Source organism: Pseudomonas sp. Teo4 (assembly GCF_034387475.1).
Taxonomy (GTDB): Bacteria; Pseudomonadota; Gammaproteobacteria; order Pseudomonadales; family Pseudomonadaceae; genus Aquipseudomonas.
The window spans coordinates 41,154-67,504 of the sequence record NZ_JAXCIL010000003.1; the positions used below are offsets into that span (position 1 = coordinate 41,154).

General features: G+C 59.2%; 27 protein-coding genes. 20 read left to right on the plus strand and 7 right to left on the minus strand.

What is annotated here, in order from left to right:
* Positions 1-38 precede the first annotated feature (38 nt).
* The 4 genes from PspTeo4_RS27940 to PspTeo4_RS27955 all read left to right on the plus strand — a co-directional run bounded on the left by PspTeo4_RS27940 (position 39) and on the right by PspTeo4_RS27955 (position 8,547).
* Positions 39-1,553, plus strand: a complete 1,515-nt coding sequence (locus tag PspTeo4_RS27940; RefSeq protein WP_009684333.1) for a UvrD-helicase domain-containing protein — start codon at positions 39-41, stop codon at positions 1,551-1,553.
* 35 nt (positions 1,554-1,588) lie between these two features.
* On the plus strand, positions 1,589-2,890 hold the full coding sequence (locus PspTeo4_RS27945; protein WP_009684332.1) for a hypothetical protein: 1,302 nt from the start codon (positions 1,589-1,591) through the stop codon (positions 2,888-2,890).
* 74 nt (positions 2,891-2,964) lie between these two features.
* Positions 2,965-8,193 carry a strawberry notch C-terminal domain-containing protein gene (locus PspTeo4_RS27950; protein WP_009684331.1) on the plus strand — a complete coding sequence of 1,743 codons (5,229 nt, stop codon included), beginning with the start codon at positions 2,965-2,967 and terminating at the stop codon, positions 8,191-8,193.
* 9 nt (positions 8,194-8,202) lie between these two features.
* Entirely contained in the window at positions 8,203-8,547 is a 345-nt protein-coding gene (locus tag PspTeo4_RS27955; protein WP_007975543.1) for a hypothetical protein, read from the plus strand.
* 16 nt (positions 8,548-8,563) lie between these two features.
* Here PspTeo4_RS27955 and PspTeo4_RS27960 read toward each other — a convergent pair whose 3' ends face one another.
* Entirely contained in the window at positions 8,564-8,842 is a 279-nt protein-coding gene (locus PspTeo4_RS27960) for a hypothetical protein (RefSeq protein WP_009684330.1), read from the minus strand.
* Between the two features lie 97 nt (positions 8,843-8,939).
* Between PspTeo4_RS27960 and PspTeo4_RS27965 the strand changes: the two genes are divergently transcribed.
* Genes PspTeo4_RS27965 through PspTeo4_RS27980 form a run of 4 tightly spaced genes read left to right on the plus strand, consistent with a single transcriptional unit; the run spans position 8,940 to position 13,092 of the window.
* Positions 8,940-11,087, plus strand: a complete 2,148-nt coding sequence (locus tag PspTeo4_RS27965; RefSeq protein WP_023118088.1) for a DNA topoisomerase — start codon at positions 8,940-8,942, stop codon at positions 11,085-11,087.
* Positions 11,088-11,099: 12 nt separating this feature from the next.
* Positions 11,100-11,780, plus strand: a complete 681-nt coding sequence (locus tag PspTeo4_RS27970) for a hypothetical protein (RefSeq protein WP_009684327.1) — start codon at positions 11,100-11,102, stop codon at positions 11,778-11,780.
* Positions 11,781-11,835: 55 nt separating this feature from the next.
* On the plus strand, positions 11,836-12,351 hold the full coding sequence (locus tag PspTeo4_RS27975; protein WP_009684326.1) for a hypothetical protein: 516 nt from the start codon (positions 11,836-11,838) through the stop codon (positions 12,349-12,351).
* Positions 12,352-12,378: 27 nt separating this feature from the next.
* Complete coding sequence (locus tag PspTeo4_RS27980; protein ID WP_009684325.1) at positions 12,379-13,092, plus strand: EAL domain-containing protein; 714 nt, start codon at positions 12,379-12,381, stop codon at positions 13,090-13,092.
* 74 nt (positions 13,093-13,166) lie between these two features.
* Here PspTeo4_RS27980 and PspTeo4_RS27985 read toward each other — a convergent pair whose 3' ends face one another.
* A complete protein-coding gene (locus tag PspTeo4_RS27985; protein ID WP_023118086.1) occupies positions 13,167-13,376 on the minus strand; it encodes a hypothetical protein in 210 nt (69 codons plus the stop codon).
* A gap of 22 nt (positions 13,377-13,398) precedes the next feature.
* Here PspTeo4_RS27985 and PspTeo4_RS27990 point away from each other — a divergent pair, with 22 nt between their 5' ends.
* The 12 genes from PspTeo4_RS27990 to PspTeo4_RS28045 all read left to right on the plus strand — a co-directional run bounded on the left by PspTeo4_RS27990 (position 13,399) and on the right by PspTeo4_RS28045 (position 23,563).
* Entirely contained in the window at positions 13,399-14,805 is a 1,407-nt protein-coding gene (locus PspTeo4_RS27990; RefSeq protein WP_009684324.1) for a hypothetical protein, read from the plus strand.
* Positions 14,806-15,039: 234 nt separating this feature from the next.
* Complete coding sequence (locus PspTeo4_RS27995; RefSeq protein ID WP_023118085.1) at positions 15,040-15,240, plus strand: hypothetical protein; 201 nt, start codon at positions 15,040-15,042, stop codon at positions 15,238-15,240.
* Positions 15,241-15,252: 12 nt separating this feature from the next.
* The gene (locus PspTeo4_RS28000; protein ID WP_009684322.1) at positions 15,253-15,579 is read left to right on the plus strand and encodes a hypothetical protein; all 327 of its coding nucleotides are present in this window, start codon (positions 15,253-15,255) and stop codon (positions 15,577-15,579) included.
* Positions 15,580-15,767: 188 nt separating this feature from the next.
* On the plus strand, positions 15,768-16,232 hold the full coding sequence (locus PspTeo4_RS28005; RefSeq protein WP_031642858.1) for a hypothetical protein: 465 nt from the start codon (positions 15,768-15,770) through the stop codon (positions 16,230-16,232).
* A 595-nt stretch (positions 16,233-16,827) separates the two neighbouring features.
* Positions 16,828-17,016, plus strand: coding sequence for a hypothetical protein (locus PspTeo4_RS28010; protein ID WP_288250856.1), 189 nt, complete (start codon positions 16,828-16,830; stop codon positions 17,014-17,016).
* 78 nt (positions 17,017-17,094) lie between these two features.
* The gene (locus tag PspTeo4_RS28015) at positions 17,095-19,074 is read left to right on the plus strand and encodes a DEAD/DEAH box helicase (RefSeq protein WP_009684319.1); all 1,980 of its coding nucleotides are present in this window, start codon (positions 17,095-17,097) and stop codon (positions 19,072-19,074) included.
* 13 nt (positions 19,075-19,087) lie between these two features.
* Positions 19,088-19,801 carry a hypothetical protein gene (locus PspTeo4_RS28020; RefSeq protein ID WP_009684318.1) on the plus strand — a complete coding sequence of 238 codons (714 nt, stop codon included), beginning with the start codon at positions 19,088-19,090 and terminating at the stop codon, positions 19,799-19,801.
* 92 nt (positions 19,802-19,893) lie between these two features.
* Positions 19,894-20,211 (plus strand): hypothetical protein, encoded by a 318-nt coding sequence (locus PspTeo4_RS28025; protein ID WP_110389097.1) that lies wholly within the window; start codon positions 19,894-19,896, stop codon positions 20,209-20,211.
* A gap of 156 nt (positions 20,212-20,367) precedes the next feature.
* Positions 20,368-20,865: a hypothetical protein gene (locus tag PspTeo4_RS28030; RefSeq protein WP_023118082.1), complete on the plus strand. Its 498-nt coding sequence runs from the start codon at positions 20,368-20,370 to the stop codon at positions 20,863-20,865.
* 186 nt (positions 20,866-21,051) lie between these two features.
* Positions 21,052-22,398, plus strand: a complete 1,347-nt coding sequence (gene dnaB, locus PspTeo4_RS28035) for a replicative DNA helicase (RefSeq protein WP_009684314.1) — start codon at positions 21,052-21,054, stop codon at positions 22,396-22,398.
* A 26-nt stretch (positions 22,399-22,424) separates the two neighbouring features.
* On the plus strand, positions 22,425-22,874 hold the full coding sequence (locus PspTeo4_RS28040; protein ID WP_015026481.1) for a hypothetical protein: 450 nt from the start codon (positions 22,425-22,427) through the stop codon (positions 22,872-22,874).
* 236 nt (positions 22,875-23,110) lie between these two features.
* Positions 23,111-23,563, plus strand: coding sequence for a hypothetical protein (locus PspTeo4_RS28045; protein WP_009684312.1), 453 nt, complete (start codon positions 23,111-23,113; stop codon positions 23,561-23,563).
* Positions 23,564-23,613: 50 nt separating this feature from the next.
* On the opposite strand, the gene PspTeo4_RS28050 is transcribed toward PspTeo4_RS28045, so the two are convergent.
* The 5 genes from PspTeo4_RS28050 to PspTeo4_RS28070 form a co-directional block, all read right to left on the minus strand.
* Entirely contained in the window at positions 23,614-24,336 is a 723-nt protein-coding gene (locus tag PspTeo4_RS28050; RefSeq protein WP_009684311.1) for a hypothetical protein, read from the minus strand.
* Positions 24,333-24,686, minus strand: a complete 354-nt coding sequence (locus PspTeo4_RS28055) for a type II toxin-antitoxin system PemK/MazF family toxin (RefSeq protein ID WP_023118080.1) — start codon at positions 24,684-24,686, stop codon at positions 24,333-24,335. Before PspTeo4_RS28055 ends, PspTeo4_RS28050 begins: the two co-directional genes overlap by 4 nt.
* Entirely contained in the window at positions 24,683-24,931 is a 249-nt protein-coding gene (locus PspTeo4_RS28060) for an AbrB/MazE/SpoVT family DNA-binding domain-containing protein (protein ID WP_009684309.1), read from the minus strand. Before PspTeo4_RS28060 ends, PspTeo4_RS28055 begins: the two co-directional genes overlap by 4 nt.
* A 489-nt stretch (positions 24,932-25,420) precedes the next feature.
* A complete protein-coding gene (gene ssb / locus PspTeo4_RS28065) occupies positions 25,421-25,897 on the minus strand; it encodes a single-stranded DNA-binding protein (protein ID WP_023118079.1) in 477 nt (158 codons plus the stop codon).
* 28 nt (positions 25,898-25,925) lie between these two features.
* Complete coding sequence (locus tag PspTeo4_RS28070) at positions 25,926-26,345, minus strand: hypothetical protein (RefSeq protein ID WP_009683787.1); 420 nt, start codon at positions 26,343-26,345, stop codon at positions 25,926-25,928.
* Positions 26,346-26,351: the final 6 nt, after the last annotated feature.

Genomic DNA, 26,351 nt, shown 5'->3' on the forward strand with positions numbered 1-26,351 from the left:
TTTATCCTGATGCAATATCAGGTAACGAGGGTTTTGTTATGGATGGCCTGCAGATGACCGAGGAGCAACGTGCTCCCTGCGAAAGCAACTCCGATGTAATCAAGATCGAAGCCGGTGCTGGCACTGGCAAGACCACCACGTTGCGAGGCATCGCCGAGGCCAAGCGCGACAAGCGTCAGCTATATGTCGCGTTCAACAAATCGATCCAGGTCGAGGCCTCCAGGAAGTTCCCATCCAACGTCACCTGCAAGACCGCACATTCGCTTGCCTACGGCGCCATTGGCCGTGACTACGGCAACGTACATGGCAAGCTTCAGGGGGACATCAAGCCCTTCCATGTTACTCGACAGCTGACCTCCAGCCTGTCGGGCGTCCCGTCGAGTGCCCACAACTTGTATGGCGGTCGCGTGATCGAGACCGTGAAAAACTACCTCGTGTCGGCCGATTCCACGCTTAGCCCGAAGCACGTCAGCATCGGCGACGCCCCGGTCGAGCGTAGCCATTTCGATCCGCAGCGGATCTTGCAGGACGCGATGCAGGTCTGGACCGCAATGCAGGATCTGCGCTCCGAAGTCCCGATGCTGCATGACGGGTACCTCAAGCTCTACCAGGTCGCAGGTCGTCGACTGCCCTACGACCTGATCCTTTTCGACGAAGCGCAAGATACCAATCCCGTCACCCAAGCAATCGTAAATCAGCAGCAGGCGAAGAAGGTGTATGTGGGCGATCGCCATCAGGCGATCTACGGCTTCCGTGGTGCGAGCAACGCGATGGAGCTCATCCCCTCGGACGAAACCTTCTACCTGACGGGCTCGTTCCGCTTCGGCAACGAAGTGGCGGAAGTGGCTAACCGCATCCTGGACCTCAAGGGTGATGTCGTTCATCTGCGTGGACTGGGGGCGGAAAGCAAGATCCGTCCTCTGACTGCCAGCGAGGGCTATGCGTACCTCAGCCGAGGCAATGCTGCGCTGTTCGACCGGGCCGTGAAAGCTCTGACCAAGAACGAGCCCTTCTCCTTCGTCGGTGACATCCGCGGTTACCGCTTCGATCAGATCCTGGACGTCTATCAGTTGTCGATCAAAGGCCAGGTGAAGGATCCATTCATCCGGTCCTTCAGCAGCTTCGATGAGCTGGTGGAATACGCCGAAATGATCAACGACCGCGAAGTTAAGTCGCGCTGCAAGATCGTCACTGCCTATGGCCGGGATATCCCAGGTTTGTTGGAGCGAATCGAGCGGGCAGCCCTGGCACCGGTCGAAGACGGCAACGTTGCGGACAACCGTCTGATCCTCACCACGGGCCACAAGTCGAAAGGGCTCGAATTCCCCAATGTCCAGCTGGCTGGCGACTTCATGGAGTTTCTCGACTCCGACACCGGCCAGTTGATCGACATGAGCAAGGCCGACACCAACCTGATCGAGGAGATCAACGTCAACTACGTCGGGGTAACCCGAGCGCAGCGCGTTCTCCACCTCAATGAGCAGCTGGAGGCCTACCTCGAACACCTCGAAGAACTGGCGGCCAACCGCTCCAGTCGTCCTTCCATGGCGTAATCAACGATTTATCCCCCGACAAGGAGCACCACACTATGTCCCTGCTGAAGCGTATCCAAGATGTAAACAAGGGCGGCGCCGACAAGAAGTACGACGCCTTCGGCGCCGTGTTCGAGGTCAGCACCGCCGTGGAATCGAACGGCGCGGTCAAGCTGACCGGGAAGCTGCTGAACGAGAGCAACCCCAAGGTGAAAGCCGGCGAAGAGATCGTCGTCACCTTCCGCGGCGAGTCCGCGAGTAAATCCCTGACCAACTTCGTCAAGGGCAACGGCAAGAAGTCGCTGGCCGCCCCGGATGCCGCGAAGGGCACCTTCCTCACCCTGGAAGGTTGCTTCTTCAGCGACGAGATGGAGGATGGCAAGCGCGTACTCAGCTCGCGCTGGCTCAACACCCTGGCGTCCAGCAATGACACCGACCACGACAACCGCTCGTTCATCGAGAACATCCTGGCGACGGCGCCGCGTATCTCGTTCAAGAACCCCGCGGTGCAGCCGGGCGAGCCCGAGCGCATCACCCTGCCAGTGAACGCCCGTACCGTGACGGCCCGCGTCAAGACCGACCATGGCACCTTCGAGAAGGAGTTTCCCGTTACCTGGGCGGTCCAGAAGCTGGAGGCCCTCGGCCCGAACGACAAACCGCAAGTGCACATCGATACCGTGGAGCCGTCGAACGCCCGCAATGTGCGCAGCCGCCAGGATCTGGAAGAAGTCCTCGCCGAACAACTCGGCCGTGGCACCAAGGCGCTCGCGCTGCTGCGGGTGACTGATGGTGAAGATGTACTGACTCGTGCTGTGTACGTCGGCTTCAAGCGCGACGGTGACGAGTACGTGCCCGACACCGAGAAAACCCTGGAAGATCTGTTCAAGAACAACATCTTCAAGGGCATCCCGAACGACGACCTGTTCGCCGGCCTGGTCAATGGCGACGTGCGTGTGGAAAGCATTCCCGGCTACCGCATGAACTACGCCGGCGATCCGACGCAGGACAACAACGCAGCGTTCAAGCTGATCAGCGAGGTGAAGGCCGGTCGCACCCAGCGCTACGAAATGATTTTCGGTGAACAGGCAAACCTGTTCAGCAAGGTCATCCTCCCCGGCATCGCTCGCACCGACACGATCTCCGGCTTCTCGCCGTTCAACATCCTCGCCGACGAACCGGGCACCTACCTGGCGAACCAGTTCAGTACCCCTCTGGTTCGCCCGGGCGCCGAGCCGCAACCGCCGAAGCTTCCGGCTGAAGAAGCGCAGGAACCGGCCCCCGACTTCGCCTCGCTCGAAAGCGAGTTCGATACCGCGCTCAAGGGCGAGGAGGAGGCTCCGGCCGGTCCTCGTCCGTAACGCCTTCAAGGCAAGCAGTAGCCATTTCAGCCGCTTTCGAGCGGCTGTTTTTTACGCCTCCGGTAGTGATCGCCATGCAACCAGCCACCCCCACTCAAACCAAGAACCTCGTCAACTGGATCCAGCTCAACACAGATGATCCGGAAACGCGCTTGGTGGCAGTCAAGTTCCCTTCGGGTACCAAGCGCCTCGTGTTGGTAGCGAACCAGGATCTCACCAACGGCCAGCTCCAGGTGTTGGGCGAGCTGGGCTTCTATCGCAGTCGGTCGGGGTTCCTGGTTCGCGATGACCTGCGCTTCAGCCTGCAGCAGATCCAGAAAGCTTTTCCCAAAGCCCATCCGGTGAAGGTGCCGATGAACTGGGTGACTCGCATCATGCCGGAGCGCCCGGTTTCACCAGCTAGTGCGACTGTGTCCACTCCCAAGGTCTCTGCCCCGGCAATCAGCATCCCCCCGCAGGTTCCGGCGCAAGGCCGCGAACAGTCCGTAGGGAACGAAAGCGAAGACCGGCCCGACGAGGTTCTTCCGGTAACGGTCACCGTCAACAACGCGGTGATGTCAGCCCGGCCGCTTGGCATGAATTACCGTGGCCAGATGGTCTTCCTGGGTGAGGATGGACGCTTCATTCAGGGGCCAGCCCAACAGATCATTCGGGAGGCCGACAGCCGCGGTGCCACATTCCTGTATGGGGCAACTGCGGAGGACCTGGCTTTATGCGCCGATGGCTTGGTGAGGGAGATTGCCGGCGGCAAGGTCCTGCGGTTCGACGATCTGAAGCGCTTCAGCAGTATCGTGACGGAGATCCCTGAGGGGGCTGTTCTCTCTTCTCCTCGGGCAAGAGAGGTACAGGAGGCAATCGAGGCCGCGCTGGTTCGGCACATTCGCAAACAACCTGGGATGACGCCTAAAGCTGCCTACAGTCTGGCCATCAAGCTGCACGAAGGGCAACCGCCGCTGGCTGCACGTACCTCCGAATCCGTTGCTCTGCAGCAGTATTCGACGCCGCTTCCATTGAGTGTTGCTGTCCAGCAAATCGTTGGCGGCTTCAAGGGGCGTTCTGTTCTGGAGCCGACGATTGGCAACGGCTCGCTGGTATGCACCGTCAAGGACGCCGCCTTGGCCGGCGTCGAGCTCGACGCTCGGCGCCTTGATGCGATCCGGAGAGACCGGTCGGAGGCGAACCTCCAGCATGGCGATGCCACATCCTTCGACTTCCGCTCGCTTAATGGTGGCGGGGACTTCGATGTCGTTTTAAGCAACCCGCCATTTGGGGGCCTGCAGCCACCCCGCATGATGTCCGGGCTCAAGGTCAGCAGGGTAGACCACCTGATCATGATCCGGTCGCTGCAGGCGCGGGCGGACGACGGCGTAGGGGTCTATATCATCGGCGCGGACAGCTACCTTGACAGCCAGGCCGGGCTCGTCACAGGCGGTTCTCGGTATCTCTTCAACTGGTTGGCGGATCGCTACCAGGTCGACGCCGTCGAGGTGGATGGTGGGATTTACACCAAGCAGGGGGCTTCTTTCCCGATTCGTATCGTCGTGGTCGGGAGGAAGGAAGCCGGGCATGCCCAAGTGCCCGATCGGCTGCCGGTGCTGCTGGACCACGACGAGGTGTTCGAATGGGCTGCCGGCATGTACGAGAAGTATGGCCTGGCGGAGATTCGAACTCCTGAAATGGGCCTTCAGGAAGCGCTCAGCGATTCGGCCGTCGTCGAGCTCGATGGCGATGCCCCGGTGGAGGATCGCTCAGCTGAGCAATCCCATCCCCCAGTTGAGACGGAGTCCGGTGCGGCAAGGGCGGTCGCGCCGGTGGATCGCAGCGAGGAAGAAGAAAACTCGTACCAGTCGCCATATGCGGCTTTCAGCCGAGCCGGCGAGGCCACAGCGATGGTCCCCCGAAACCTGGCGACGCCTACCCGTATGGCTCTGACAGAGGTTGTGCGAGAAGAGGGCGATGTCGACGGTTTCGTGGCGGCTGAACTGGGGTGGTCCGTGGAGGAGTTGGGCGGCTATCTCTCCCCTGAGCAGGTTGACGCCGTGGCCCTGGCCATCAACTCCTTGCAGAAGGGGAGGGGCTTCCTGGAGGCGGACCAGACAGGGTTGGGTAAAGGGCGGGTGATGGCTGCCTTGGCCAGGTACTCGGTCCTGCAGCAGAAGACGGTTGTCTTCCTAACCGAAACGCCGACGTTGTTCACGGACTTCTGGCGGGACATCAGCGACATCGGATCGGCCGAGCTTTTCACGCCGATGATCGTCAACGATGGAGTGTCGATCTTCGATCCGATCTCTGGCAACAAACTGGTTCCAGCCACACCCAAGGCGGTGATCCAGGCCGCGCTCGATGGCGGGGTGGTGGATCCCGCCTACAACCTGGTGCTCGGTACTTATTCCCAGTTCAACCGGGACAGAGCCAAATCTTCGAAGGCGCGCTGGATCAGCCAGATCGCGGAGGGCAAAGCGTTATTGCTGGATGAAGCGCACAACGCGGCCGGCGAGTCGAATACCGGGCAGAACATCGGTCTCGCCATCGACAACGCCGACTTCGTCGTTTACTCCTCGGCGACGGCCATGAAGGCTGGCAAGAACGTGATGCTGTATTCCGAGCTCTTCCCCGAAACAGTGGATATGGGAGCGTTACCGGAGACGCTCGCCATTGGCGGCGAGGTTCTGCAGGAGGTGCTCTCGGGAATGCTGGCTCGGGACGGCGTGTTTATTCGGCGCGAGCATGACCTCAGCAATCTGGCATTTAGCACCGTCAGCGACGACGGGCGAGAGGAACGAAATCGATCGCTTTCGGACAAGCTCGCCGAGATCCTGGAGCTGATGAACTACTTGGCCGGCGACATCAATGAGTTGGTCAACAAGCGGAACAAGGAGATCAAAAAAGCACTTGAAGCCATTCCGGAGGTGGAGCGCAAAGGCAACCGGATGGGAGCGGTCAGCACCAACTTTGGGTCGCGCCTCTACGCGATTTACCGCCAGTTCATGATGGCCATCAAGACAGACCTCGCTGCTGACAGGGCTATCAAGGCCCTGGAAGAGGGCAAAAAGCCTGTCATCGTGTTGGAGAACACCATGGAGTCCCTCCTGGTGGACATTGTGGCCGACCTACGGCCTGGCTTCGATGACGTTGATGCCGAAGAGTTCGGAACCAGCCTGCAGGGCGAGACCGAACTGGATGGCTATCTCACCTTCCGGGATGTGCTGCACCGCATGCTGCATCGCCTGACCTACTACGTGGAGACCAACCGCTATGGTGAGGCCACCAAGGTCCCCGTGACCTCCGAAGAGTTCATGGATGTGGTTTCGACAGTGGACGGGTTGATCAATGACTTCCCGGATCTGCCGGTGTCGCCACTGGATGAGATCCGAACCCGAATCGCGACGGCTGGTTTCATCTGCGATGAGCTTTCCGGCCGCAAGCTGCAGATCCATCAGCGAGCAGGGAGCTTCTTTGCATCGCCTGTGCTTGAACGGCCCAAGGCGCAGATCGTGAAGGACTTCGTGACGGGCACTACCGATGCCCTTCTGCTGACACGTGCCGGCAGCACGGGTATCAGCTTGCATGCCGGCGAAAAGTTCCCTGACCAGCGGCGCCGGGTAATGATCGAGCTTCAGTCCGCCGCGGACGTGAACACTCGGGTGCAGTTCTTCGGTCGCGTCAACCGGAAGGGCCAAACGTCGTCGCCGGAAATCGAGACGTTGTCGTCGGGCTTGATCGGCGAGGCCCGGCCCATCGCGATGCAGAATTCCAAGCTCCGGAAGCTATCTGCCAATACAACCGCAAACCAGGACAACGCTGCTCTGGACCGATCGGTACCGGACTTCATCAATGCCATTGGTGACGAGGTCGCCTTCCGGTATTTGGAGGCCAATCCGCGAATTGCGCAGCGTCTCGACATCAATCTGGAGAATGAGGACGAGCGCGAAGAATCGTACTTCATCAACAAGCTGACCAGTCGGCTTGTGATGCTGCGTGTGGTCGAGCAAGAGCAGATCTACGAAGCGCTCACCAATGAATACCTCCGGGTCATCAAGGAGCTCGACGCCAAGGGCGTGAACCCCTTGAAATCGCGAGAGCTTGATGTGCGAGCGCGGGAGGTGGCGCGGGTGGTGTACGAGAGCGGGAATCCCCATTCCGATAGCGCATTCAATCAGCCGGTCTTCGCCAAGACGATCGAGTATGACGTCGCGCTGGATCCGATGAGGTCGGATGCCGTCAAGCGCCTGGTTCGTGAGGGTTCTGCTGCGGTTGAGCACTTCAGGATCAATCATGAGCGACGTCAGAACCAGGACTTCTTCCTTGCCCTCAAGGGGTTCCTTGCGGTCAACCGACGGAAGTTTCTGGAAACCGTTTTAGCGAAGGATTGCAAGTCGGTTGACGAGGCGTTGGCGGCTAAGAGGCCGAACTCTGTTCAGAAGATGATGCACCGCCTCAAGGTGCTTGATGGCGTCCTCGACGGACTGCAGGTCGGGGCCGTAGCCAGGTTTACCAACAACGACGGTGAAACTGATTTCGGCGTTATCGCTTCGATCGCCGTGCCTGACAACCCGAAACACATCCACCTGCTTGGAGGGTATGAGCTCAGCTTTGCAGTACCGGGCCGGCAAACGCTGATCGACCGGACGCTCTACAGCCTGCAGGACGACGTCCAGTTCCGGATCATGCCAAAGGCCGGATTGCTGGATGACCTCATGCTGCGGTTCGACACTGCGCCCGCAGGGAACGTGACATACCAGCGGCTGATTCTCGACGGCAACCTGTTCAAGGCCGCGCAGATCGCGGCTGCGGGCTCCATCGGCAGCAGCATCATTTACACCGATGAGCGGGGTGCGCGTCACCGCGGGGTGCTGATGGCCAGGGGCGTCGACCTCAAGCATTTGCAAAGCCTGCCAGTTCGCGTGGAAACGGCGGCTATGTGTGGTGAGGTACTCGACCGGTTCCCAGCGGTGAAGCTCACAACTTCGCCAGGCTTGAGCGATGACGACGAAAGCGAGATGCGTCTTTTCCTGCAGGACGGCATGGCCGTCATGGAGGTTCCCGGAAGCAAGGTCTGGGGCGGTCGTTACTTTGCGAACGAGGACCTGATCAAGGTTACCGGGCCTTTCGCCGGTACGCGGAAGGTGATGGTGGCCAAGTTTCCCACCGAAAACATCTCGAAAGCGATGGGGATTTTGTACAGGCAGGGCGTTTCGCTATATGCGGAATCCTCTTTGAGACAAGCTATTAACAATTTAAGAGGTGTCATATACTCTAATGAAAGTGAAAATGAAGAGCGCATGCGCGCTGTGAAAGCTTAGGGAGGCTGCATGACGCCATTCGAGAAATTCTGCTCCCGCATGGAAATGCCATCGGGTATCGGCCGCGAGCTGCCTTATGTGCAGCTCGGGTTTGTTAGCGCTGATCAAAGCACTGGGGCAGATGCCGCAGTTGAGTGGATTGAGGGTGATGACGAGCACCGGATCCGATTTTCGGTATCCGAGTGGAAAAAGGCCGAGGCCGGCGTCATCCGTGAGCCGGTAATGCAGGTCGAGTTTTCGGAAAGCTCCGGTGAGCTTTTGGTGCCCGCCGGTGAGGGTGGCGAAGTGATGGCCGATCTGCTGTTGGCCATGCAGGGTATGAGGGTGCTAGGGGGTGATGATGCAAGCGCGTAGAAGCATTGCCCTGGTATCACTCTCCCGCGGCCGAATCTTTGCCGCCGGATCCATTCGGGGGGTAGTTCAAGCTGTCCTTCAGGTACCGGCGAAGGTTCTGGATCCCGATCTTCATGCCAGTTTCCTTCTGAATGAACTCGCGGATATCGCTGGGGGTGAGACGCTCCTGAGCAAGCACCGCAATGGCGGGCTTGATCTCGTCAAGTTTGGTGCGGATTCGGTGAGAAAGGCCCCCGTTTTTTTCCCGAGCGAAGGTGCCGGCTTTTTTCACCAAGTCTTTCAGTTGTTTGTCCATCTGATGGACTCCTTTTTCGAACTCGTTTTGATGATACCAAACCTTCCGAACTCGGCTTGGAAACCGTTTCGCAATTGGCCAGTGGAGGCATCTTGAGATGAAAGTCTACGTCGCCGAGAAGCCAAAGCTGGGTAAGGCCATGGTTCAGGTCTTGTCAAAGACCTCGCCAATAACCAACAGGGGGGGGACTTTTGCGGAAGGAAATGGTTGGGCGGTTTGCTGGGCTGCGGGGCACATTTTTGCGCTCGAAGAACCCGATTACTACATCGGAGCTGCTTTCCCAGGCGCCCCGAAGGGTAAGAACGGCAAGTTCAAATGGAGTTGGGATCACCTGCCGCTCTTCCCTGGGCAGAGCGATTTACCAGGGTGGTCGATAGCGCTCGACTCCGAGAAAAAAGATCTGTTCAAGACGATCAAGTCTTTTGTCGCGAAGGCCACTGTGGTGGTCAATGCCGGGGATCCCGACCGCGAAGGGCAGTTGCTTATCGACGAGATCCTGGAGTTTCTGGGCAACCGGAAACCGGTGCGGCGCGTGCTCATTTCTGGTTTCGATGAGACGACTGTCGCGAACGGTTTGAAGGGGGAGTGCGACAACGCCGGCTTCATCGGTCTTCGTGACGCAGCGCGATCGCGCTCAAGGGCTGATTGGCTGGCGGGGATGAACCTCAGTCGTGCCATTTCCCTTCACGCGAAGGAATGTGGATTTCAAGGGTCGCACATAGCCTACGGCCGCGTGATGACCGCGTTGTTGGGGCTGATCGTCCAGCGTGACCTGGCGATCGAAAATTTTGTTCCCGTTGATTATTTCGCGCTTTCGGCGCGATTCAAGGTCACCAAAGGCGATTTCCGTGCGCGCTGGAAACCGTACCCCAGCCAGGCGGGGCTGGATGAAAGAGGGCGGCTGCTGGATCGGCGAGTAGCCGACCAGTTGAACACTGCGGTCCAAGGCAAGACTGGCAAGGTGGTCGAATACAGCGACACTGAAAAGACCGAGTCGGCCCCTTTGCCGTTCTCTGTCGACCAGCTGCAAATCCTGGCGTCGAAGAAATTCGGCTACAAGTCGGATGCGGTGCTGAAGGCCCTGCAGAGCCTCTATGAAAAGCATGAGCTCACCACCTATCCGCGATCCGACTGCCAGTATCTGCCTGAGAGTCAGCATGCTGATGCTCCTGAAGTGTATGCCGCCGTCACGAATAACCTGCAATTTGGTGCACCGCTGCAGGACATTGATCTAACTCGCAAGTCGCGAGCCTGGAACACGTCCAAGACTCCGGTCCACCACGCGATCATTCCCACTACGCGACGGGCCAATATCTCCGTCCTTTCGGGGATCGAGCAGGACCTCTACGAGGAAATCTGCAGACGCTATTTGGCGCAGTTCATGCCGCTTCATCGCTACCGCCAGGTAGAGGTAGTGGTCGAGGTCTCGGGGCAGCGCTTCGGTACCTCCGGCACCACCCCGCTTCTGCCGGGCTGGAAGGCCCTTTACCCGGGCATGAAAACGAAGAAGAAAGGGGAAGACGACAGCGGCGAGAACGACGTGCTGCCGCCGATGGCTGTTGGGGATGCTGCCCTATGTGAAGGCCTGGACATCACTGCGAAGAAAACCACGCCACCCGATCACTTCACTGACGCCACGCTGCTCGACGCGATGATCAACGTGCACAAGTACGTCACCGACGAGCGCATCAAAGCGATCTTCAAGCAGATGATCGATGACCGGAAAGCGGGCGAAGAAGAAGCCGCAGGCGGCCTGGGGACCCCTGCAACAAGGCATACCTTCGTGCCGAAGTTGGTCGACCTGGCCCAGGTGGAGTTCGTGAAGCCGAAGGGTAAGCAGAAGGAAGAATTCATCATCTCGACTCAAGCCGGCAGGGCGCTGATCCAGGCGCTGCCTGCCGAGATCGCGAAACCGGACATGACCGCGTTGTGGGAAACGGCGATGCGCGAGATCGAGGCGGGCAGAAGCACCATCGATCGATTTGAGGCGATGCAGCGCTCGTGGATTACCAAGGTGATCGCGGAGATCCGCTCCAAACCCCTGAATATCCCCTACACGGGGCCGGCGAAAGCGGGGGCAGGCAAAGGTGGAAGCTCGGGCCCTCGTGTCGCACCGGAGCCGGTCGGCAAGGCCTGTCCGCAATGCGGCAGCCAATTGATGAAACGAATGGGAGGCAATGGGCCGTTTATCGGCTGCGAGGGCTTCCGGTCGGGTTGCAAGTACACCGAACAAGTAGCCGCATAAGGGGCAGAGATGATGATCGGCGTGAGAGATCTGGTGATTGACGAGTTGCGTGCTGTCGCAGCCGTACCGAATGGGCTGGACCGCAACGTGTTGGTGCGGATCCAAGACAGCATCGCTGCCGACGTGATTTACCTGTACCGGGAGCAGCTGGAACAGATGATGAGACGCCAGGAAGTCGCGGGCCTGCCCGCAGCCATTGCGAAGCAAGAGCGGCAGGATTTTTTCGCCGAGCGACTGAATCTGGAATACCGCAATCGGGCGGCCAACGGCCAAGGCTTCAGTTTGCCGCTCTATGTCGAGTCGGCGAAGAACTTCTACCACCTGGAGATCCGGCGCCATTTGCAGCAGGTGCAGGACTACCTGGTCCATGGGCGGGCGGTGAACGAGCTGAACGCCGGCGCCGAGAGCATCCGTGAACTGCGTGCTCGGGATCCCAGCCTGAACGCCCTGGCGCACAAGGTGGCCGGTGGACTGAATGCTATCAACGAAACCCTGGAGCGCCTTTCTCGGGTGCAAACCGGGGCGGCCGCTCAGGTCAGTCGTGAACTGCGTAGAGAAATGCGTGACGGCCTGGTTGAGCTGCAGGAAGACCAGTTTGCGAATTCGCTGCTGTCCGAGGCGCAAATGTTGGCGGGAGTTCAGCGTATGAGCAACGAGCTGGAAGAGGGCGGGAATAGCCTGAAAGTCCGTTGACAATACGCAATAATAACAGAAAATAACATTTGCCAATTCAGATAGAGGTATCGCCATGACTGTTGCTCTGAATACCCAATTCACCTATCCGCAGGTCGTCATCCAGTCGGCCGTTCAGTTCCCCGCCGGCCACTATGTTGAGCTGGACGATATCGCGTTCGAGGCGAACGGCCTCGGCCGCAAAGTGGTCCAGGCTCAGTCGGTGACCGCGCATGGCAAAGAGTTTTCCGTCGCCTACCTCAACGTCGACGGAACCGGTTATGTGCCGATCCAGGACAGCTCCCGCCCTGTTGATCTGGGAGACCTGGATTCGATCACTCGTGATAACGCGGATCTATTTCGCGCCGTGCATCAAGCCTTCGGCGGAGCTGCGGATAGTTACAGCCACCTGGAACTAGTGGTCGCTCTCCGTAACGCCATTCACCAGGGTATCGCTCCTCTGAACTCGGCCGAGCTGAAGCGGATCGCCGGCGAGGCGCGTGTCTATGCGAAGCGTGCTTTGTGGGTTCACCTGAACTCGATCGAGGCGATCACTGATGCACCGATCAATTGGGCATCCAAAGAGCTGTAAGAACTGCCAATAGGCGAGGGGGGACGAATGCGGAAAGTAGTAAGCCCGGTGTTCCAGCCGATCGTGGACGCTCGGACAGGTGCTGTCTCGCATTACGAAGCCCTTGCCAGAACGAGGGGGGTCCGTTCCGGGCATGTAAAACTACTGCAGCTGGGCGAGGAATTCGGTTTCATCGACCTCATCGACTTCGAAGTGCTGCGGCATGTTTTCCGTTTACTGCGCGATCGGCCATATGTGCGCGTCGCTGTTAACGTGTCCGTGTTGACGATAGAAGAATCCTGTAACGAGCTGCTTTCGCTGGTGTTCAAGAATATGGATCTGGCACACCAGGTCGTTTTCGAGATCACCGAAACTGCGCAGATCAACGACATGCCGAGGATCCAGCAGTTCGTCGCGGCGGTTCGCCTATTGAACGCGAAGGTGGCCATCGACGACTTCGGCGATGGTTACTTTACCGCGCCGCTCGTGCGCGAAATCCAACCGGAATACCTGAAGCTGAGTGGCGACTTGGTTGCAAGGCTCTGCAGCAGCGGAGAGATCCTGCCTATCCGGGATCTTGCGCGCTCGTTCGGCGGTGAGTTGATCGCCGAGCATGTCGACTCCGAAGAAAAGCTCGCCCGGCTGAGGGAGCTGCGCGTGGGGCTCGTCCAGGGGTTTCATGTAGGCCCCATCCTGGAAGAGCTGCCCGATCTGCAGGAAAGCCGGCAGCTCGCTCTCGGTGTTGCGAGGATCGGGCTATGACATCCGCTCTGCCGGTTGTGCTCGACGAATACCTCTTGCACCGAGGTGAGCTCGATGGCGTGCAGTCTTGCGCCTTACTCTGGCTTGCGTCCGATTGGCCGTTCCACGATGCCGTTGTGCAGGTGGTGTCGAGGCCTCTCGACGTTCGACGTGATGTCCGGATCAAGAGCGAGGCCGGTGATATCGTCCTGCCGGCCGTGGAGAGTCAATGCCTTGAGATTATCGAGGCGGCGGGTCTTCACGTGCTTTTCCAGCCGCGGCCCGGAGTGACCGAGGTCCGGCATGTTCCGTTGTCCGGAGGACTGCATGGGTAGCGGAGTTACCGATTTTCTGATGTCCGGGACGACTGTTGTGCACTCGAAAGAGGGTTCTACGCCTGGGGCGAAGACACTGCTCAGAACGATTGCTGCCGGCGTCCTGGCGTCATTGTGTTTGGCAGCGCCGGTGAGCGCTGCAGATGGCCGCCAGGCGGGTCTCTCGGGCCTGGCTCATCTGGGGCAGGACTCCATTTCCCAGGAGCTTCAGAATCTGGCGGCTCCGGGCTCTACTTCTATCCGAATCGTGTCGACATCATCGGCTGATTTCATGCAGTTCGTCAGCCAGGCCCCCGCTTTTCTGATGCGAGGTTCCCCAGACCTTCTGGATCCGCAGAGCCGTTTCTGGTTGGCAGCAGAGCGAGGTGGGGACCGCCAGTTCGCCATCAAATTGTCGGAGAAGAAGTACCTCTGGAGTGAGCGAGAGACTCTTTGCTTTGTTGGCGGTCTTGAAGGCGTCGGCGCCGATATGGCTATCAGCGATTCCGGTCTCAAATATGTGGATGACGCGATCAATGGTGGGCCTCGGGTCCTTCAGTCGGCAGAGGAAAAATTGTTTTTTGCGACGGTCCACGAGCTGCAGCATTGCCGCGATGTGAGTGGTGATGACCTGCGGCGTCGTGCCATTGCTGAGTTTGGGGTAGCCGGAAAGTTATATGGCACTGCGCTTCGCGAGCTCAAGGCCGACCTCGCTGTAGCGCTCGCGCATGCGAGCAAGGATGGCTCCTTCGTCAACGCAGCGGCGTCGCTGGGGGCCTTCCGCGGGGCTTCGTTGGCGGATCCCGAGCATGCGACGGAGCACATGCTCGGGATTGTCCTTCAGCGGCTGGACGCAAGTAGCTATCGCGGCATGCACGTCGCCGAACTGTATGACGCCGTTGAGCAAATTTTCGAGACGTTGGATCCCCTTTCTAACAGGCAGCTGCGGCATGCCTTTGTGAGCGAAGTTGCCGAGAAGGCTGAGCTCTACGAGCGGATTCAGCGCCGGCCGGCGACATGGGCTGACGAGGCTATGAAGTTGTTGCCGGCACTGGTCCTTTCTGGTGAGAGCCGACCTGCCCTGGATGTCGATGGTCGGGCTTCACGCCTGGTCGATGTACTCCTGCAGAACGATCTGCGTCATCCGCACATTCTCGCTGAAGAGAAGCTGCGGTCTTCCGAGATGTACAAGGCGCTGCTCGATCTCGTTGGGGAGCACGCCACTGCTCAGCAAGTTGCCAGAATGGCTTTGGTCGACGAAATCACGGCTCACGGACGTCAGCCCGTCTTTCAGTTGCCAGGCGATCAAGGTCTGGGGGCGGAAGGGTATCTGGACATGCTGAATGCTCAATCCAGCGGGCTTACTCAGGAAATAGTTCGACAGCACGAGGCGGACTCGTTGAGGCCCTCGCCGATCTAGGTCGCAAAGGGTAGGGTGGCCATCAGATTATTTTGGGCGCGCTGAATGTTGATGTTGAGTGTTGTGATCGAAAACCCAAAGGCCAATTTGGACGCCAGACAGGGCATGTAGAGGTCGAACGTCCTTTGACGCTCGTAGGGCCCTCTCTGGGCCACAAAGTCATTTTCGAGCACTGAAGGGGCGGTCGATGGCGTAGAGGGTGGTTGTGGCCGAACAAGTTGGTAAGGAGGTCGGATGAATCGTTTACGGGTACTTAAACAGCGTGCAGCGCGGGGCAAGGCCGGCGTATGCAGAAACCCGGATGGCTGGTATGCCGCCCATGGTCGCGGCTGGGGTGACTGCCATGGGCCGGTATCGCGTCGAGAGGCGATCCAGCTGGCCGCCAGGTGGGGGATGCCGACGAAGGCAGTCAAGATCGTGGTTACGACCGATTGAGTGGGAGGGGCGATGAACCAGAACTACATCAGCGCAATGGTCCTTTGTCGCGATGGGAATGCCGGCACGTTCAAGGTTTCGATTAACGAGCAAGGCGAGTTGGTGTCCACAGCGCCAGAGTGGCAGCCGGAAAGTCCCTCCGACTCGCCGACGGAGAAGGTTGGAGTTGTGCCGACGATCGAAGGGCGTACCGGTATCGGTCATGTGATCGATGGCGACGTATGGCGAGATCTGGAAGCGAATGGGCGGCTCGATGATGTCTGGCGATTTGTGCTGGATGGCGAAAGCGTCGAGGAGGCTGTCGAATCCGCCTTGCATGGGAGCAGATGCGCTATGTAGCGGCTAAATGATGATGTTGAAGTGGGGGGATTTTCACCGTGAAAAGGCGCTCCCCATAAACTTTCACCTTTGAAGTGCCTGGGCGCTTCTGTGAGCCGCGTAGAACGCACGTCTGGCGCGGTCTCCCCATATCCGTTCACCTTTCGGGTAGGGCGCCCCATATCCATTCACCTTACTAGGGACGCTAGATGTCGAATACAAGCATTTTGAGCGATGCCGATTGGCCGCATAAGCGGGACGTCGTCTTGCTGGTCAAACCCAGTGCGCGCAAGCGGGTAGGTCTCACCCTCTTGGCCATCGCCATTTTATTTTGCGGGGGCATGGCGGTCCTCGGCGAACGTGGCCCTGTCTCGTCGTGGCTGCAGTCCATGGATCGAGAGGCTGATCGCGCTAAGTTGGAGCCGGTGATGCGAAAATTCGCTGAGCAGGGCAAGCCGGAAGCGATCATCTGGCTTGCGCAGAACTTCCCGAAAGAGAACAGGACCTCTCTCGAAGCTTTGGCGAGCCAAGGGAACGGAACGGCGCTCTTCACCCTCGCGGCGCTGCGCCTCCGTGACGGCGACGAAGGCGAATTCGAGTCATTGATGCAGCAGGCAGCAGAGGCAGGTAATGCTGACGCTCTTCGTTTCATCAAGCGCCAGGCTGAGCGCTGAGGCATCTATCCGTGGCGTGATTTTGAAACCTAGATCACGCCACGGATAGTCCACCGTAAGTTGCGAGCGAAGGGGTGTTGGTGGTGGCAGAGACATATACCTGTGGTGGCTGTGGAGCGGAATTTTCCCCCGGCGATCATGTGTGCCGGGGGTGTCACGGTCGAATCGTTTATGGCGCCCTTCCGGAAGAGGTTTCGAAAGGAGCGGGTGCTGCAGGGGCGGTCTGGGCGTCTATTGCCTTTGCAGTCCTGTTTCTGTTGCCGGTGGTAGTGTCTAGCTGTTTCGGTGTGGCTGTCCCGATTGGCCTCGGGCTTGGGTTGTGGGGATTGCTGGTTGTCTTTGCTGTCTGGGTATGGGGGTATCGGTGGGGCCGGAAGAGGGCTGTCGCTGCGCGAATTGGCATGTGCAGGACTGTTGTTGATAGGAGCCGGTCGTGATCAAGTTGGCTGCGGATAGTTCACCGGTGGCGAAATTCATTCGCCATAGGCGCTTGGTCGCCGATATGCGCCTACCTGGTGTGGTCGCGGCTGAGTTCCAGGGTTGGGTTGGCTCCTGCTCAGTTCGTTATCGTCTCAGGGGTGCTGAGCACGCGGATGTGATTTCCTCAGTAGATGAAGCCTTGCTGGTGGCTGGCATGCTGAGTGCCCCACTGGCCGGCGCTGACTCGGTGCGCGTCGAGCCTGCTACATCCGGGCAGGCTGACTTCCGCACGGCATTGGAGTGGGGAAGGGCTCGGCTTGGCGAGGTCGACCTGGCGAAATTGCTGGCTTGGTGGTCTCTCTGAGAGCAGATGGGTTGCTCTCGATCTTTTGACTTTCATTAGGCTATAGTAAGCGCTAATTTGCTGAGAAAGCTTTAGCGCATGAAGCTGTCCGACTACAAGAAGTCACCGAAAGAGTTCATTCAGGGGGTCCGTTCTGACGGGTTCCGGGTGGGCTTGTCCACGGCTTTCGCTCCTTGGATTAGCGCCTTTTTCCGTGAGAAGCATGGTGGTACCTGGTTTGGCCAGGGCCGTATGTGGGCCTTCGACCGCTCGAAAATCAATGGCGCATTCGCGGCGAGTTTGGCCGAAAACCTGCCATCCGGAATCCTCTACGATGTCGGGCAGTTTGCGCAAAAGCTTCGCATCGCCCTGGCGTCTCCCGATCCGGACCTGTTCGCGCCCTTCCTGGATGTCCAGATCTTCCCTGTTGAGGGCGGAGACTTCGTTTGCCTATCGCGGTTTGATCCTCTCCTAGTTAGCACGTTGCAGGGCCTGCAGGGCACCTTCCTGCGTAATCGAAATGCCTGGCGGGTGAAGGTTGCCCTGCCGCGATTGCTTGAGGTGCTGGAGACGCAGGCTGGAATCCGTCGAGAACACATCTTCCTCAGCGATACCGAAATCGTTCTGGAGCAGCATGCTTCGATGGGTGAGGGAGACCGACCAGGTGTTCAGGTGGGCGGTATGGTCCCTGAGCGAGTCGGCGCTGGGGATGCGGAAGGCGAGAACGCGATGTTGAGCGTGATCGCAAAACCGATGAAGGAGCTTTGGATCAACGAGGCGGATTTGGCGAAGGCTGTCCAGGCATATGGGCTGCATGGTGAGTATGCCTACCAGGAAGTGGGCGTTCGTCATCTCCTAAGGTACTCAAGCTGTCTGCTGGCCGATGATATGGGGCTCGGGAAGAGCCGCCAGGCTGTCGTCGCTGCGAGCTTGGTCACGGGGCCGGGTGCAGTGCTGGTGGTCTGCCCAGCCAGCCTGCGGATCAACTGGGAGCGGGAGATCCATATAATCCAGCCCGACGCGAAGGTTGTGATTTGCGGCGATGGCGAGGCCTGGTCGCAGGCTGACTGGCTGATCGTGAACTACGAGAGGTTGGGCGCCGTCGTTCAGGCCATGAGCGACGGCGATGTGCGCTTCCGAGTGATGCTGTGCGATGAGGCTCACTATCTCAAGGAGCCCGACTCCACCCGTACCCGAAATGCCTTCCTGCTCTCGAAGCATATCGAGCGCCGGTTCCTTCTGACTGCGACTCCGGTGCTGAACCGGGAGAGCGAGCTGCATAACCTGCTGCGGCTCTCCGGTCACCCAATCGGAGCCATTCCGCTTAGCGATTTTCTGTCGGACTTTGCCGGCTCTCCAGAGCTCAGGAAGGCATTGAGCGAGCGCGTTTCCGAATGGATGTTGCGCCGGCGTAAAGATGTACTGGCTTCGTTGAAGGGCAAACGTCACGAATTTAAGTATGTAGATCTAGCGACTGGCGAGCGTGATCAGTACCTAGCAGCGGTCTCCGACAACACGCAGACCGCCATCGTCAAAATCGGAAAGATCCGTCAGCTACTGGAGCGTCTAAAGGCTTCGTGGCTGATCGATACGATCACATCATTGGGTGACGACGACAAGTCGATCATCTTCTGCGAGTACACCGAGTCTGTGGCCTACCTGGCCGACGAGTTCGCCAAGGCCGGGATCCAGACGGTGACCTTCACCGGATCTAATTCTGGAACAAGAAAGCAAAAAGCGATCGACACCTTCATGTCGGATCCGGCGGTCAAGGTGTTCATCGGCACGACCAAAGCAGCCGGTGTAGGCCTGAACCTGGTCGCTGCCAACTACGTGTTCTTCGCGTCGCTACCGTGGACTGCTGCGGCGAAGCGACAGGCCGAAGATCGCGCCTACCGAAACGGCCAAAAAAGAGCCGTCACCGTCTTGATGCCCGTGATCTCCGGGACGATCGACGAGCAGGTCGTACTACTGCTGCAGCACAAGGAAAGCATTGAGCAGGATCTGCTCGATGACTCTGTTCAGGATCCCGGCCTCGTCGAAGAGCAGATGGCCGCCAAGCTTTTTAACGCAGCGTGAGTGGAGGGGAGTCATGTCGTTATCGTTGATGCGCTTCATGGTGAAAGCAGATGCCAAGCTGGGCTTTGTTCCCTACGACACGCTGCTCAACAAGAAGCTGGAAGTGAGCTACCGGAGTATCGAGGCGGCCTTTCGGCGCTGCGACTCACTCAACCAGGTGTCAGCTGGGGGCACGGCCCGTGCCCAACAGGCGCAACCCTCTGTCGACGGCAAGGCACCGGCGACCAGGTTGCTCAATGTATACAACCGCATTCACGAGCTCTACAGCCGGATCTGCACGTCGGTCGACGGGCTCTCGGTTTTCCGGGCTCATAGGAGCGAGTACGACGGGCTCTTGAACGAGTATGTCCAGCTCGCGGCCGCGCAGGTCGTCAACCGAGCTAATCCGTCGCCCTACTGGGGGCATGATCGCTTCACTGTCTCGGGCGAAGGGTTCTCGATGGTTTGCTCGGCGAATAGTGGTGACGTCCTGGAAGTGAGCATTCAAGGCATCGTCAAGGACGCCGCGGCGGAAACGTTGCGTTCGATCGAGCGCGTCGATATTCGCGAGCTGGCCGAGTGGTTCCACTCTGTCAGCGACCGCAATTTCGAGCTGGCTGGCCGGACGCTTGATATTCGCGCCGTCGGGTATTGGCCGCGAGGCGGTGGAGACCGGGTTTCCCCTGACGAGGACTTCCGCGAGGACGCGCTGCAGCGCCAGGTCGGGCGCCCCGCTCTTCGGATGTGAGGGTTGACCAGGTGATAACCAAGTAATAACATTGTTATTACTTGGTTAAGCCTTCGGAGGCTGTCGTGGTCGGAAAGTCAGTTCAAGCGACCATGCTTGTACCCCGCTCGAACGGGCGCGGGCTCATCTTCAGTGAAGTTCGCGTGGTTCGCGCATTCGACTACCCGATAGCAGGGCGGTCGTTCCGTTTCGCCATTCATCCCCCTGTTGCGCCTCTGGAGCACGTCGCCTACGTCATTTCCGAGTTCAAGACAGGTCGGCAGTGCGGCCTGCTGCACATGAAAGCGAAGCGCCGCTTGATCTCCGCTGCTGAGCGACATCTCGCGGAGGTTGTTCGCGTTCAGGGTGAAACCGAGCTCGTGCGGTTGATCGAGCAGACCCAGGCCGAGGGCACGTTGAATGACTACTGAGCAGCCCGCTGCAGGCGCTGCCTGGCAGCTGGGCAACCAGGCGTTTCGTGACGGAAAGAATCTGGACGATAACCCGTATCCGGCTGGAACAAAGTTGGCGGAAGAGTGGCAGGCCGGCTTTAACCGTGCCTGTGAAGATGAGCTGAGGGGGTGCCCATGATTGCTGAGTGTATCGGTTGCGGGTGCACTGATATGTGCGCCTGCGTTTCAGAGGATGGGCCCTGTTACTGGCTGCGGGTGGATTACAGCCGTGGCGAGGGCGTCTGCAGTTGTTGCTCCGAGCGGGTGGCCGAATGGGACGCCGAGATCGGACGCAAATCGATCGACGACCAGTTCATTGAGCTGATGGACGCTCTCGATGGGTACGATAGCCCGGAAGCGATCAGTCAACGGCTTGCTGAGCTCCAAGGCCCGATCAGGGAACTCGCGGCGGCTTGCCGGCAGACGGTGCTATTCAACCGAGCTCAAGTCGAGTTCCAGTCGACCAAAACCGACATCGAGCTGCGGCCGATGGAGGGAGGTAGCCTCTTCGCCGTTTGGTATCTGCTGATGGATCGCATTGCACGGTCTCCGACCAAGTTCCACATGCGGAGCTCGGTGAGGATCCTGCTTCCACTTGTCGCGGATTTTCTGCCGGAGGACCCGAATGCCTGATTGTGAGCGAGTGCTTCGAGATCTGGAGCTTGACCTTGCGGAAACGGTTGAGCGCCGAGCGTTCATTCGCGGGCGGCATGCCGGCGAAGACCGAGCGAGGTGGCAGGTCCTGATCTGCGTTGTTGTTGGCGTGATCCTGTATGTCGGATGGCGTATTCTTTCGAGCTAATGAGGAGTTCCTGAACAATGGAAAGACAGCTCAATGTGCCTCCGCACTCGATTGAGGCCGAACAAGGCGTCCTTGGTGGTCTGCTGCTGGATAACAAGGCCTGGGATCTGGTCGCGGATAAAGTCCACCCGGAGGATTTTTACCGGAACGATCATCGCCAGATCTTCGAAGCGATTTTGGAGTTGGCGGACCGTAGCGAACCGTTCGACATCGTGACGGTGTGTGAGGTGTTGGAAGGGCGGTCTGGCTGGGGAGGCCTGGCCTACGTGGCCGAGCTCGCCAAAAATACTCCCTCGGTCGCGAACATCGTTCACTACGCCAAGATCGTTTCTGAGCGAGCCCATCTGCGCCGCTTGATCTCCATCGGCTTCGAGATGAGCCGGCAGGCCTACGAGCCTGGGGCCGACGTAGCCTTGGTTCATGAAGAAGCGGAGCGCGCCCTGTTCGGTCTCAGCCAGGATGAACGCGACCAGGACTTTGCCGACATGGGCGAAGTCCTGAGCGCCGTCATCGACGAGATCGATAGCAACTTCAACTCCGAAACGGAGGTGACGGGTGTTCCTACTGGCCTGCCCGATCTGGATGCAATGACTGGCGGCCTGCAGCCTGCAGATCTGATCATCGTCGCGGCGCGTCCCTCGATGGGCAAGACGTCCCTGGTGATGAACTGGGCCAAGCCGATCCTTGACGCTTCTCCCGGGAAGTCGATCCAGATCTACAGCATGGAAATGCCGGCAAGGGCGTTGCAGTTCCGATTCCTCGCCCAGCTGGGGCGTATCGACCTGAAGGCGCTGCTGCGGGGCAAGCTTCAGGATGAAGACTGGCCGAAGCTGACGGCAGCCGTTGGTGTCTTTCAGGGTATGCAGGACCGTTTGGCGATCGACGATTCCGCGAACCTTACGCCGACATCGCTACGAGCGAAGGCTCGGCGTGGTGCCCGTAAGTACGGTCCGCCGGCGGCAATCATGGTTGATTACCTGCAGCTGATGCGCTGCCCAGGCTACGAGGGGAACCGCACTCAGGAGGTCGCGGAGATCTCCCGGGCATTGAAGGGGTTGGCCAAAGAGTTCAATTGCCCCGTCATCGCGCTATCGCAGTTGTCCCGCCAGTGTGAGCAGCGGCCCAACAAGCGCCCTGTGAACGCAGACTTGCGGGAGTCCGGCGCGATCGAGCAGGACGCGGACATCATCATGTTCGTCTATCGAGACGAGGTCTACAACCCGGACACTGAGTACAAGGGGGTTGCCGAGTTGATCCTCGGCAAGCACCGGAACGGTGAAACCGGTACCGTGCGGACCGCGTTTATTGGCAAGGAAACTCGTTTTGTGCCGCTCTCGGCCGAGCAATTTCGGAACTTCGATTGATGAGCTGCTGGGAACAGAGTTGCCGCGTGCAGAAAGTGATGCAGCGGGATCGCCTGGGGTGCGGGGTGGCCTGTGCAGCGATGGTTTCCGGCAAACCATACGGTGTCGTGCGACAGCTGTTCGTCGACAATGGCATAGGTGCTCGCAAGAAGCGGCCCCTCGCCACCAATTTCTCAGAGATGCAGTACGCTCTGGCGCTCCTCGGGATCGAGTCTGAGCTGAAGCGCTGGAGCACCTGGGATGCAGTGGAAGGCCTTGGCATCGTGGCTGTAAACAACGGCCAGGGCACTGCCAGCCGGAACTGGCATTGGGTCGTGGCTGAGCGACACACGAGTTTCGGTGTTGTCCTCCATGATCCGGATTTCGATCTGCCGAGCTTCAGTTCGGCGCCGCCTGGCGTGCATTGCCATCCCTTCTCTGAATACCAGGCCCGCAAGAGCTGGATTCGGATTGTGCCACGAGGGAGCCATGGGTAGCAGGTGGCCGCGGCTCGCGGCAGCATTCGACTATGCGGCTTACAGCGTGGCCTCTGCGGAAGAAGCTCATGCCCATTACGGAGATCCAGAGCCAACACCTACAGAGCGCTGGACGTACTGGTGGCGAGGGTTCTTTGCCGGCCTCGCAAGTGACAGTAATATCCTTCCGCTCTCGGAGCGGTTTTCGCGGCTCCGACCACTTTTTTTACTTCGCAGGATCGAGCAGGAAACAAAAAATGAGCGATGAAAAAATCCCGGATCGCATCAAGGCGAAGCTGACCATTGAGCTGGATTTCGCAAAAGAAGATCAACCGCTTATTGGAGAAGTCCTGCAGGGCATCCTCGATAACCTCGGGCTCTCCAGTGAGGGTAGTGGCTCCCGCACTGCGCAGAGCCACTATAGCTACAAGTTGGAATCCAACCTCCCGAAAGTGCCCATGACGATGGAGCGTCTGTTCGATCTGATGGACCAGGCGCGTGAGCCCGGGGAGCCGACCGCTGCAGAGCAGATCGCCGATTCCATGCACCCGAACTACGACGAGGCCGTGGATTGGTGGGAGAGCCTCGCCGAAGGGCAGAAGCAGTGGTTTATCAAGAAACACTCAGACGTGAAACTGGTGACCAAGGCCTGGGAAGTGCACAAGGAAATGGATTTTGCCGATCGAGTGTTCTTTCAGACCTTGAAGTGAGTGGACCTATCCACCCTGGTTGGTGGTTGCCAGCCCACGGGCACCAGGTGCTACTGGTGCCAATCTTCAATCAGCTCGAAATAGTCCGCTGACACTTCGCCGACGTTGCCGGCGATAACCGCGCCGTCTGGCAGAACGAGACGAGCCCGCTTCACATCCCCGCGGCTGAGCATCGCGAATCCCAAGGCGGTATCAAGCAGCACTGCGACTGTTTCGCCGGCGGCGACGCGGCTGATCACGACGTCGGCGGCCGGGCGATTCGCCTGGCCGCCATCGCCGTACACCACTGTCAGGTCGACCGGACCTCGATGCGAAAGTGCGTCACTCATACTTGATCGTTCCCACTCATAGAAGTAGCCATGATCAACCAGCCTCTCGATTACGATTGGACCGGGGGCATCACCCCATTCGGCAGACCGTATCCAATCCAGAAATTCTTTATCACTTTGACCTGATTGCGAGTGCAGGGCACTGAGCTCGCCCTCGAAATCGATCTGGGACCAGGGGCCGCCGTCGGGGTCGAAGTCGTCTACGACGGTCACCTGATCGCGCAGAACACGTTCCATATGGTTGCTGTGCAGCCTGAAAGTGGAGGATGTACGCCAGTCAGGGGCGAGAAGCAGAGCTCTGTCGATGCGGGTGGTGATCGAGTGGTAATCAGGACCACCCACGCTGGCCTCGGATACGAACTCCCAGTAGAGCGGGCCAAGCGCTGGGTGAACTGCCATGATGACAACACCAGTGCGTTGCCGAAGCGTGGGTTCGCTGCTCATTGGTCTTTCCCAACAACCGCCTGCAGGCGCTGCAGGGCTTCATCTATGGTTGTCTGGGGTGCCTTCCCGAGCAGCTTCGCACCTCTTGCAGCAAGATCCACCGGCCGCACCAGGTTGACCAAGGCTGCCCCGCTCGCCGGCGTGCGCCCCGGAAGGACGATCGCGACGGCAAAGCCGGCGTAGCGGCTGCTGTCGTGCTCGGTGATAGGAACGGCTAGGGCGAGCCCCAGGGCGTTGTACGCTGCTGGGGAAAGCACGAGCGCTTTACAGGCCACCTGCGTTGAAGCGCTACCCATGTCCAGGGAGACGATGTCACCGCGGTCGAATTGATGCTGCGGGCGCTTGCTCATGCTTCGTTTCCTACCGGCGCGGATGTTCTCCAACAGTGGATGTCCGGCGGCTCCGGGGCCTCCAGGTCACACTGGGCGACTAGCGTGCTGAGGTCGTATTCGGTAGCGACCTTGGACACCACCAGGGTCTGATCTTTGAAGGAGACGTCTACAGGGTCGCCAAGGCTTACGCCGAGTTCGGCCAGCAACGGCTTGGGTATCGTGATGCCCTGAGAATTCCCAATCGCACGGATAGTCGTTTTCAACGTTCTGTAGCCTCTTGCGAAAGGCGGTTGCGCTGCGCCTGGAGCGCTTTGAATCGCTCGGAGACAGGTGGGCGTTTTGCCATTTGCTTGCGGACGAGCTCCGCAAGCGTCGACGCCTGTGCATCCACCCCGTCACCAGATATTGCTGTCGGCTCGTGGCCAGGTACTGGGAATTGCACCCAGATCCTCGGTGGGATTGATCGTAGGGTCAGGTTGAGATGGCCTTGAACCACTCCCCCCTGGAAGTTGAAGGAGATCTGCGCATGTTCCGGTGTGAGCTCGGAGACGAATGCTTCGAGCTGGTCTCCACGCTCTATCGGCGAGGCGCTGATCAAACTGCAGACTCGATCTGCAGCTGCTCGTAGGCTGAGTGCTTGAGGGTGGTTTACGGCAGTGTTCGGAGTGATATCCGGCATATTGGTTCTCCCTGCGCAAGGTGCTAACAATGTTATTACCCTGCGCAGGGGAAATCAAACTACCAGCTACGCTTTATGCCCCTGCGAGGTAAGGTAGCGGCCCGAACGGGATGTCGTCGTCGAAGTCTGGCGGAGTACCTTGTTGCGACGGCGGTGGGGTCTGCGGTCGCGGCCGCTGAGCGGGCTCTTCGCCTTGGCCTTGAGGGCGACCGCCGAGCAGCTGAAGTCGGCCATTCACCTGGTCGACGACGATCTCGGTGGTGTAGCGTTTCACTCCGTCTTTTTCCCACTCGCGGGTGCGGAGAGTGCCTTCGACGTAGCACTGGCTCCCTTTTCGCAGATACTCACCCGCGATTTCGGCGATCTTGCCGAAGAACACTACGCGGTGCCACTCGGTACGCTCCTGCTGCTGGCCGGTCTGCTTATCTTTCCAGCTTTCGCTGGTGGCCAGGGTTATGTTCGTTACGGCGTTGCCGTTCGGGGTGTAGCGGACTTCCGGGTCGCCGCCGGCGTTGCCGACGAGAATCACTTTGTTGACGCCTCGTGCCATGGTGTTGCTCCTATCGGATGAGTGAAGCTCAGGTGGAGGAAGATTCGGCCTCAGCGTGCTCGCCGGATGCCTTGTAAAGGAGACGTTCGGTCTCCTGATTCATCTGCTTGAGCGCGATGCGGATGATCATCTCGGCGTCCAGCAGGTGTTTGTTGCTCTGTGGGTCAGCGCCTGCTGCCACCAGGCGCTCATGGTCGCGTCGGTAGGCTTGCGCGATCTGGCGGAATATCGCGCCTGCTACCTGCAGGCCGGGAGCGAGCAGGTCAGGCGCAGAAATCGGGGGTAAAGCGATTACCCTGCCGTCCTGGGGAAGTAGAGAGGCGGAGCTGATCAGCGCACCCTGCAGGGGTTTGTCGTTCTCGAAGGCTTCCCCGATGGAGTCCAAGAAGGCTCGGGCCTCGGCCGGATCCTCGGGCAATCGGAAAATGACATTGACGAAGCTGCTCATTTGTTA

What these genes read in the sequence shown, in the direction of transcription:
- PspTeo4_RS28055 (WP_023118080.1), bottom strand. Translation starts at nt 24,686, where the DNA reads ATGAGCAAGCGCCCGCAGCATCAATTCGACCGCGGTGACATCGTCTCC.
- PspTeo4_RS27960 (WP_009684330.1), bottom strand. Translation starts at nt 8,842, where the DNA reads ATGGACAAACAACTGAAAGACTTGGTGAAAAAAGCCGGCACCTTCGCT.
- PspTeo4_RS27940 (WP_009684333.1), top strand. Translation starts at nt 39, where the DNA reads ATGGATGGCCTGCAGATGACCGAGGAGCAACGTGCTCCCTGCGAAAGC.
- PspTeo4_RS28025 (WP_110389097.1), top strand. Translation starts at nt 19,894, where the DNA reads ATGCTTGTACCCCGCTCGAACGGGCGCGGGCTCATCTTCAGTGAAGTT.
- PspTeo4_RS28000 (WP_009684322.1), top strand. Translation starts at nt 15,253, where the DNA reads ATGAACCAGAACTACATCAGCGCAATGGTCCTTTGTCGCGATGGGAAT.
- PspTeo4_RS27945 (WP_009684332.1), top strand. Translation starts at nt 1,589, where the DNA reads ATGTCCCTGCTGAAGCGTATCCAAGATGTAAACAAGGGCGGCGCCGAC.
- PspTeo4_RS27985 (WP_023118086.1), bottom strand. Translation starts at nt 13,376, where the DNA reads ATGCCGGACCTCGGTCACTCCGGGCCGCGGCTGGAAAAGCACGTGAAG.
- PspTeo4_RS28030 (WP_023118082.1), top strand. Translation starts at nt 20,368, where the DNA reads ATGATTGCTGAGTGTATCGGTTGCGGGTGCACTGATATGTGCGCCTGC.
- PspTeo4_RS27980 (WP_009684325.1), top strand. Translation starts at nt 12,379, where the DNA reads ATGCGGAAAGTAGTAAGCCCGGTGTTCCAGCCGATCGTGGACGCTCGG.
- PspTeo4_RS28050 (WP_009684311.1), bottom strand. Translation starts at nt 24,336, where the DNA reads ATGAGCAGCGAACCCACGCTTCGGCAACGCACTGGTGTTGTCATCATG.
- dnaB (WP_009684314.1), top strand. Translation starts at nt 21,052, where the DNA reads ATGGAAAGACAGCTCAATGTGCCTCCGCACTCGATTGAGGCCGAACAA.
- PspTeo4_RS28045 (WP_009684312.1), top strand. Translation starts at nt 23,111, where the DNA reads ATGAGCGATGAAAAAATCCCGGATCGCATCAAGGCGAAGCTGACCATT.
- PspTeo4_RS28005 (WP_031642858.1), top strand. Translation starts at nt 15,768, where the DNA reads ATGTCGAATACAAGCATTTTGAGCGATGCCGATTGGCCGCATAAGCGG.
- PspTeo4_RS28015 (WP_009684319.1), top strand. Translation starts at nt 17,095, where the DNA reads ATGAAGCTGTCCGACTACAAGAAGTCACCGAAAGAGTTCATTCAGGGG.
- PspTeo4_RS27955 (WP_007975543.1), top strand. Translation starts at nt 8,203, where the DNA reads ATGACGCCATTCGAGAAATTCTGCTCCCGCATGGAAATGCCATCGGGT.
- PspTeo4_RS27995 (WP_023118085.1), top strand. Translation starts at nt 15,040, where the DNA reads ATGAATCGTTTACGGGTACTTAAACAGCGTGCAGCGCGGGGCAAGGCC.
- PspTeo4_RS27965 (WP_023118088.1), top strand. Translation starts at nt 8,940, where the DNA reads ATGAAAGTCTACGTCGCCGAGAAGCCAAAGCTGGGTAAGGCCATGGTT.
- ssb (WP_023118079.1), bottom strand. Translation starts at nt 25,897, where the DNA reads ATGGCACGAGGCGTCAACAAAGTGATTCTCGTCGGCAACGCCGGCGGC.
- PspTeo4_RS27950 (WP_009684331.1), top strand. Translation starts at nt 2,965, where the DNA reads ATGCAACCAGCCACCCCCACTCAAACCAAGAACCTCGTCAACTGGATC.
- PspTeo4_RS27970 (WP_009684327.1), top strand. Translation starts at nt 11,100, where the DNA reads ATGATCGGCGTGAGAGATCTGGTGATTGACGAGTTGCGTGCTGTCGCA.
- PspTeo4_RS27990 (WP_009684324.1), top strand. Translation starts at nt 13,399, where the DNA reads ATGGGTAGCGGAGTTACCGATTTTCTGATGTCCGGGACGACTGTTGTG.
- PspTeo4_RS28070 (WP_009683787.1), bottom strand. Translation starts at nt 26,345, where the DNA reads ATGAGCAGCTTCGTCAATGTCATTTTCCGATTGCCCGAGGATCCGGCC.
- PspTeo4_RS27975 (WP_009684326.1), top strand. Translation starts at nt 11,836, where the DNA reads ATGACTGTTGCTCTGAATACCCAATTCACCTATCCGCAGGTCGTCATC.
- PspTeo4_RS28020 (WP_009684318.1), top strand. Translation starts at nt 19,088, where the DNA reads ATGTCGTTATCGTTGATGCGCTTCATGGTGAAAGCAGATGCCAAGCTG.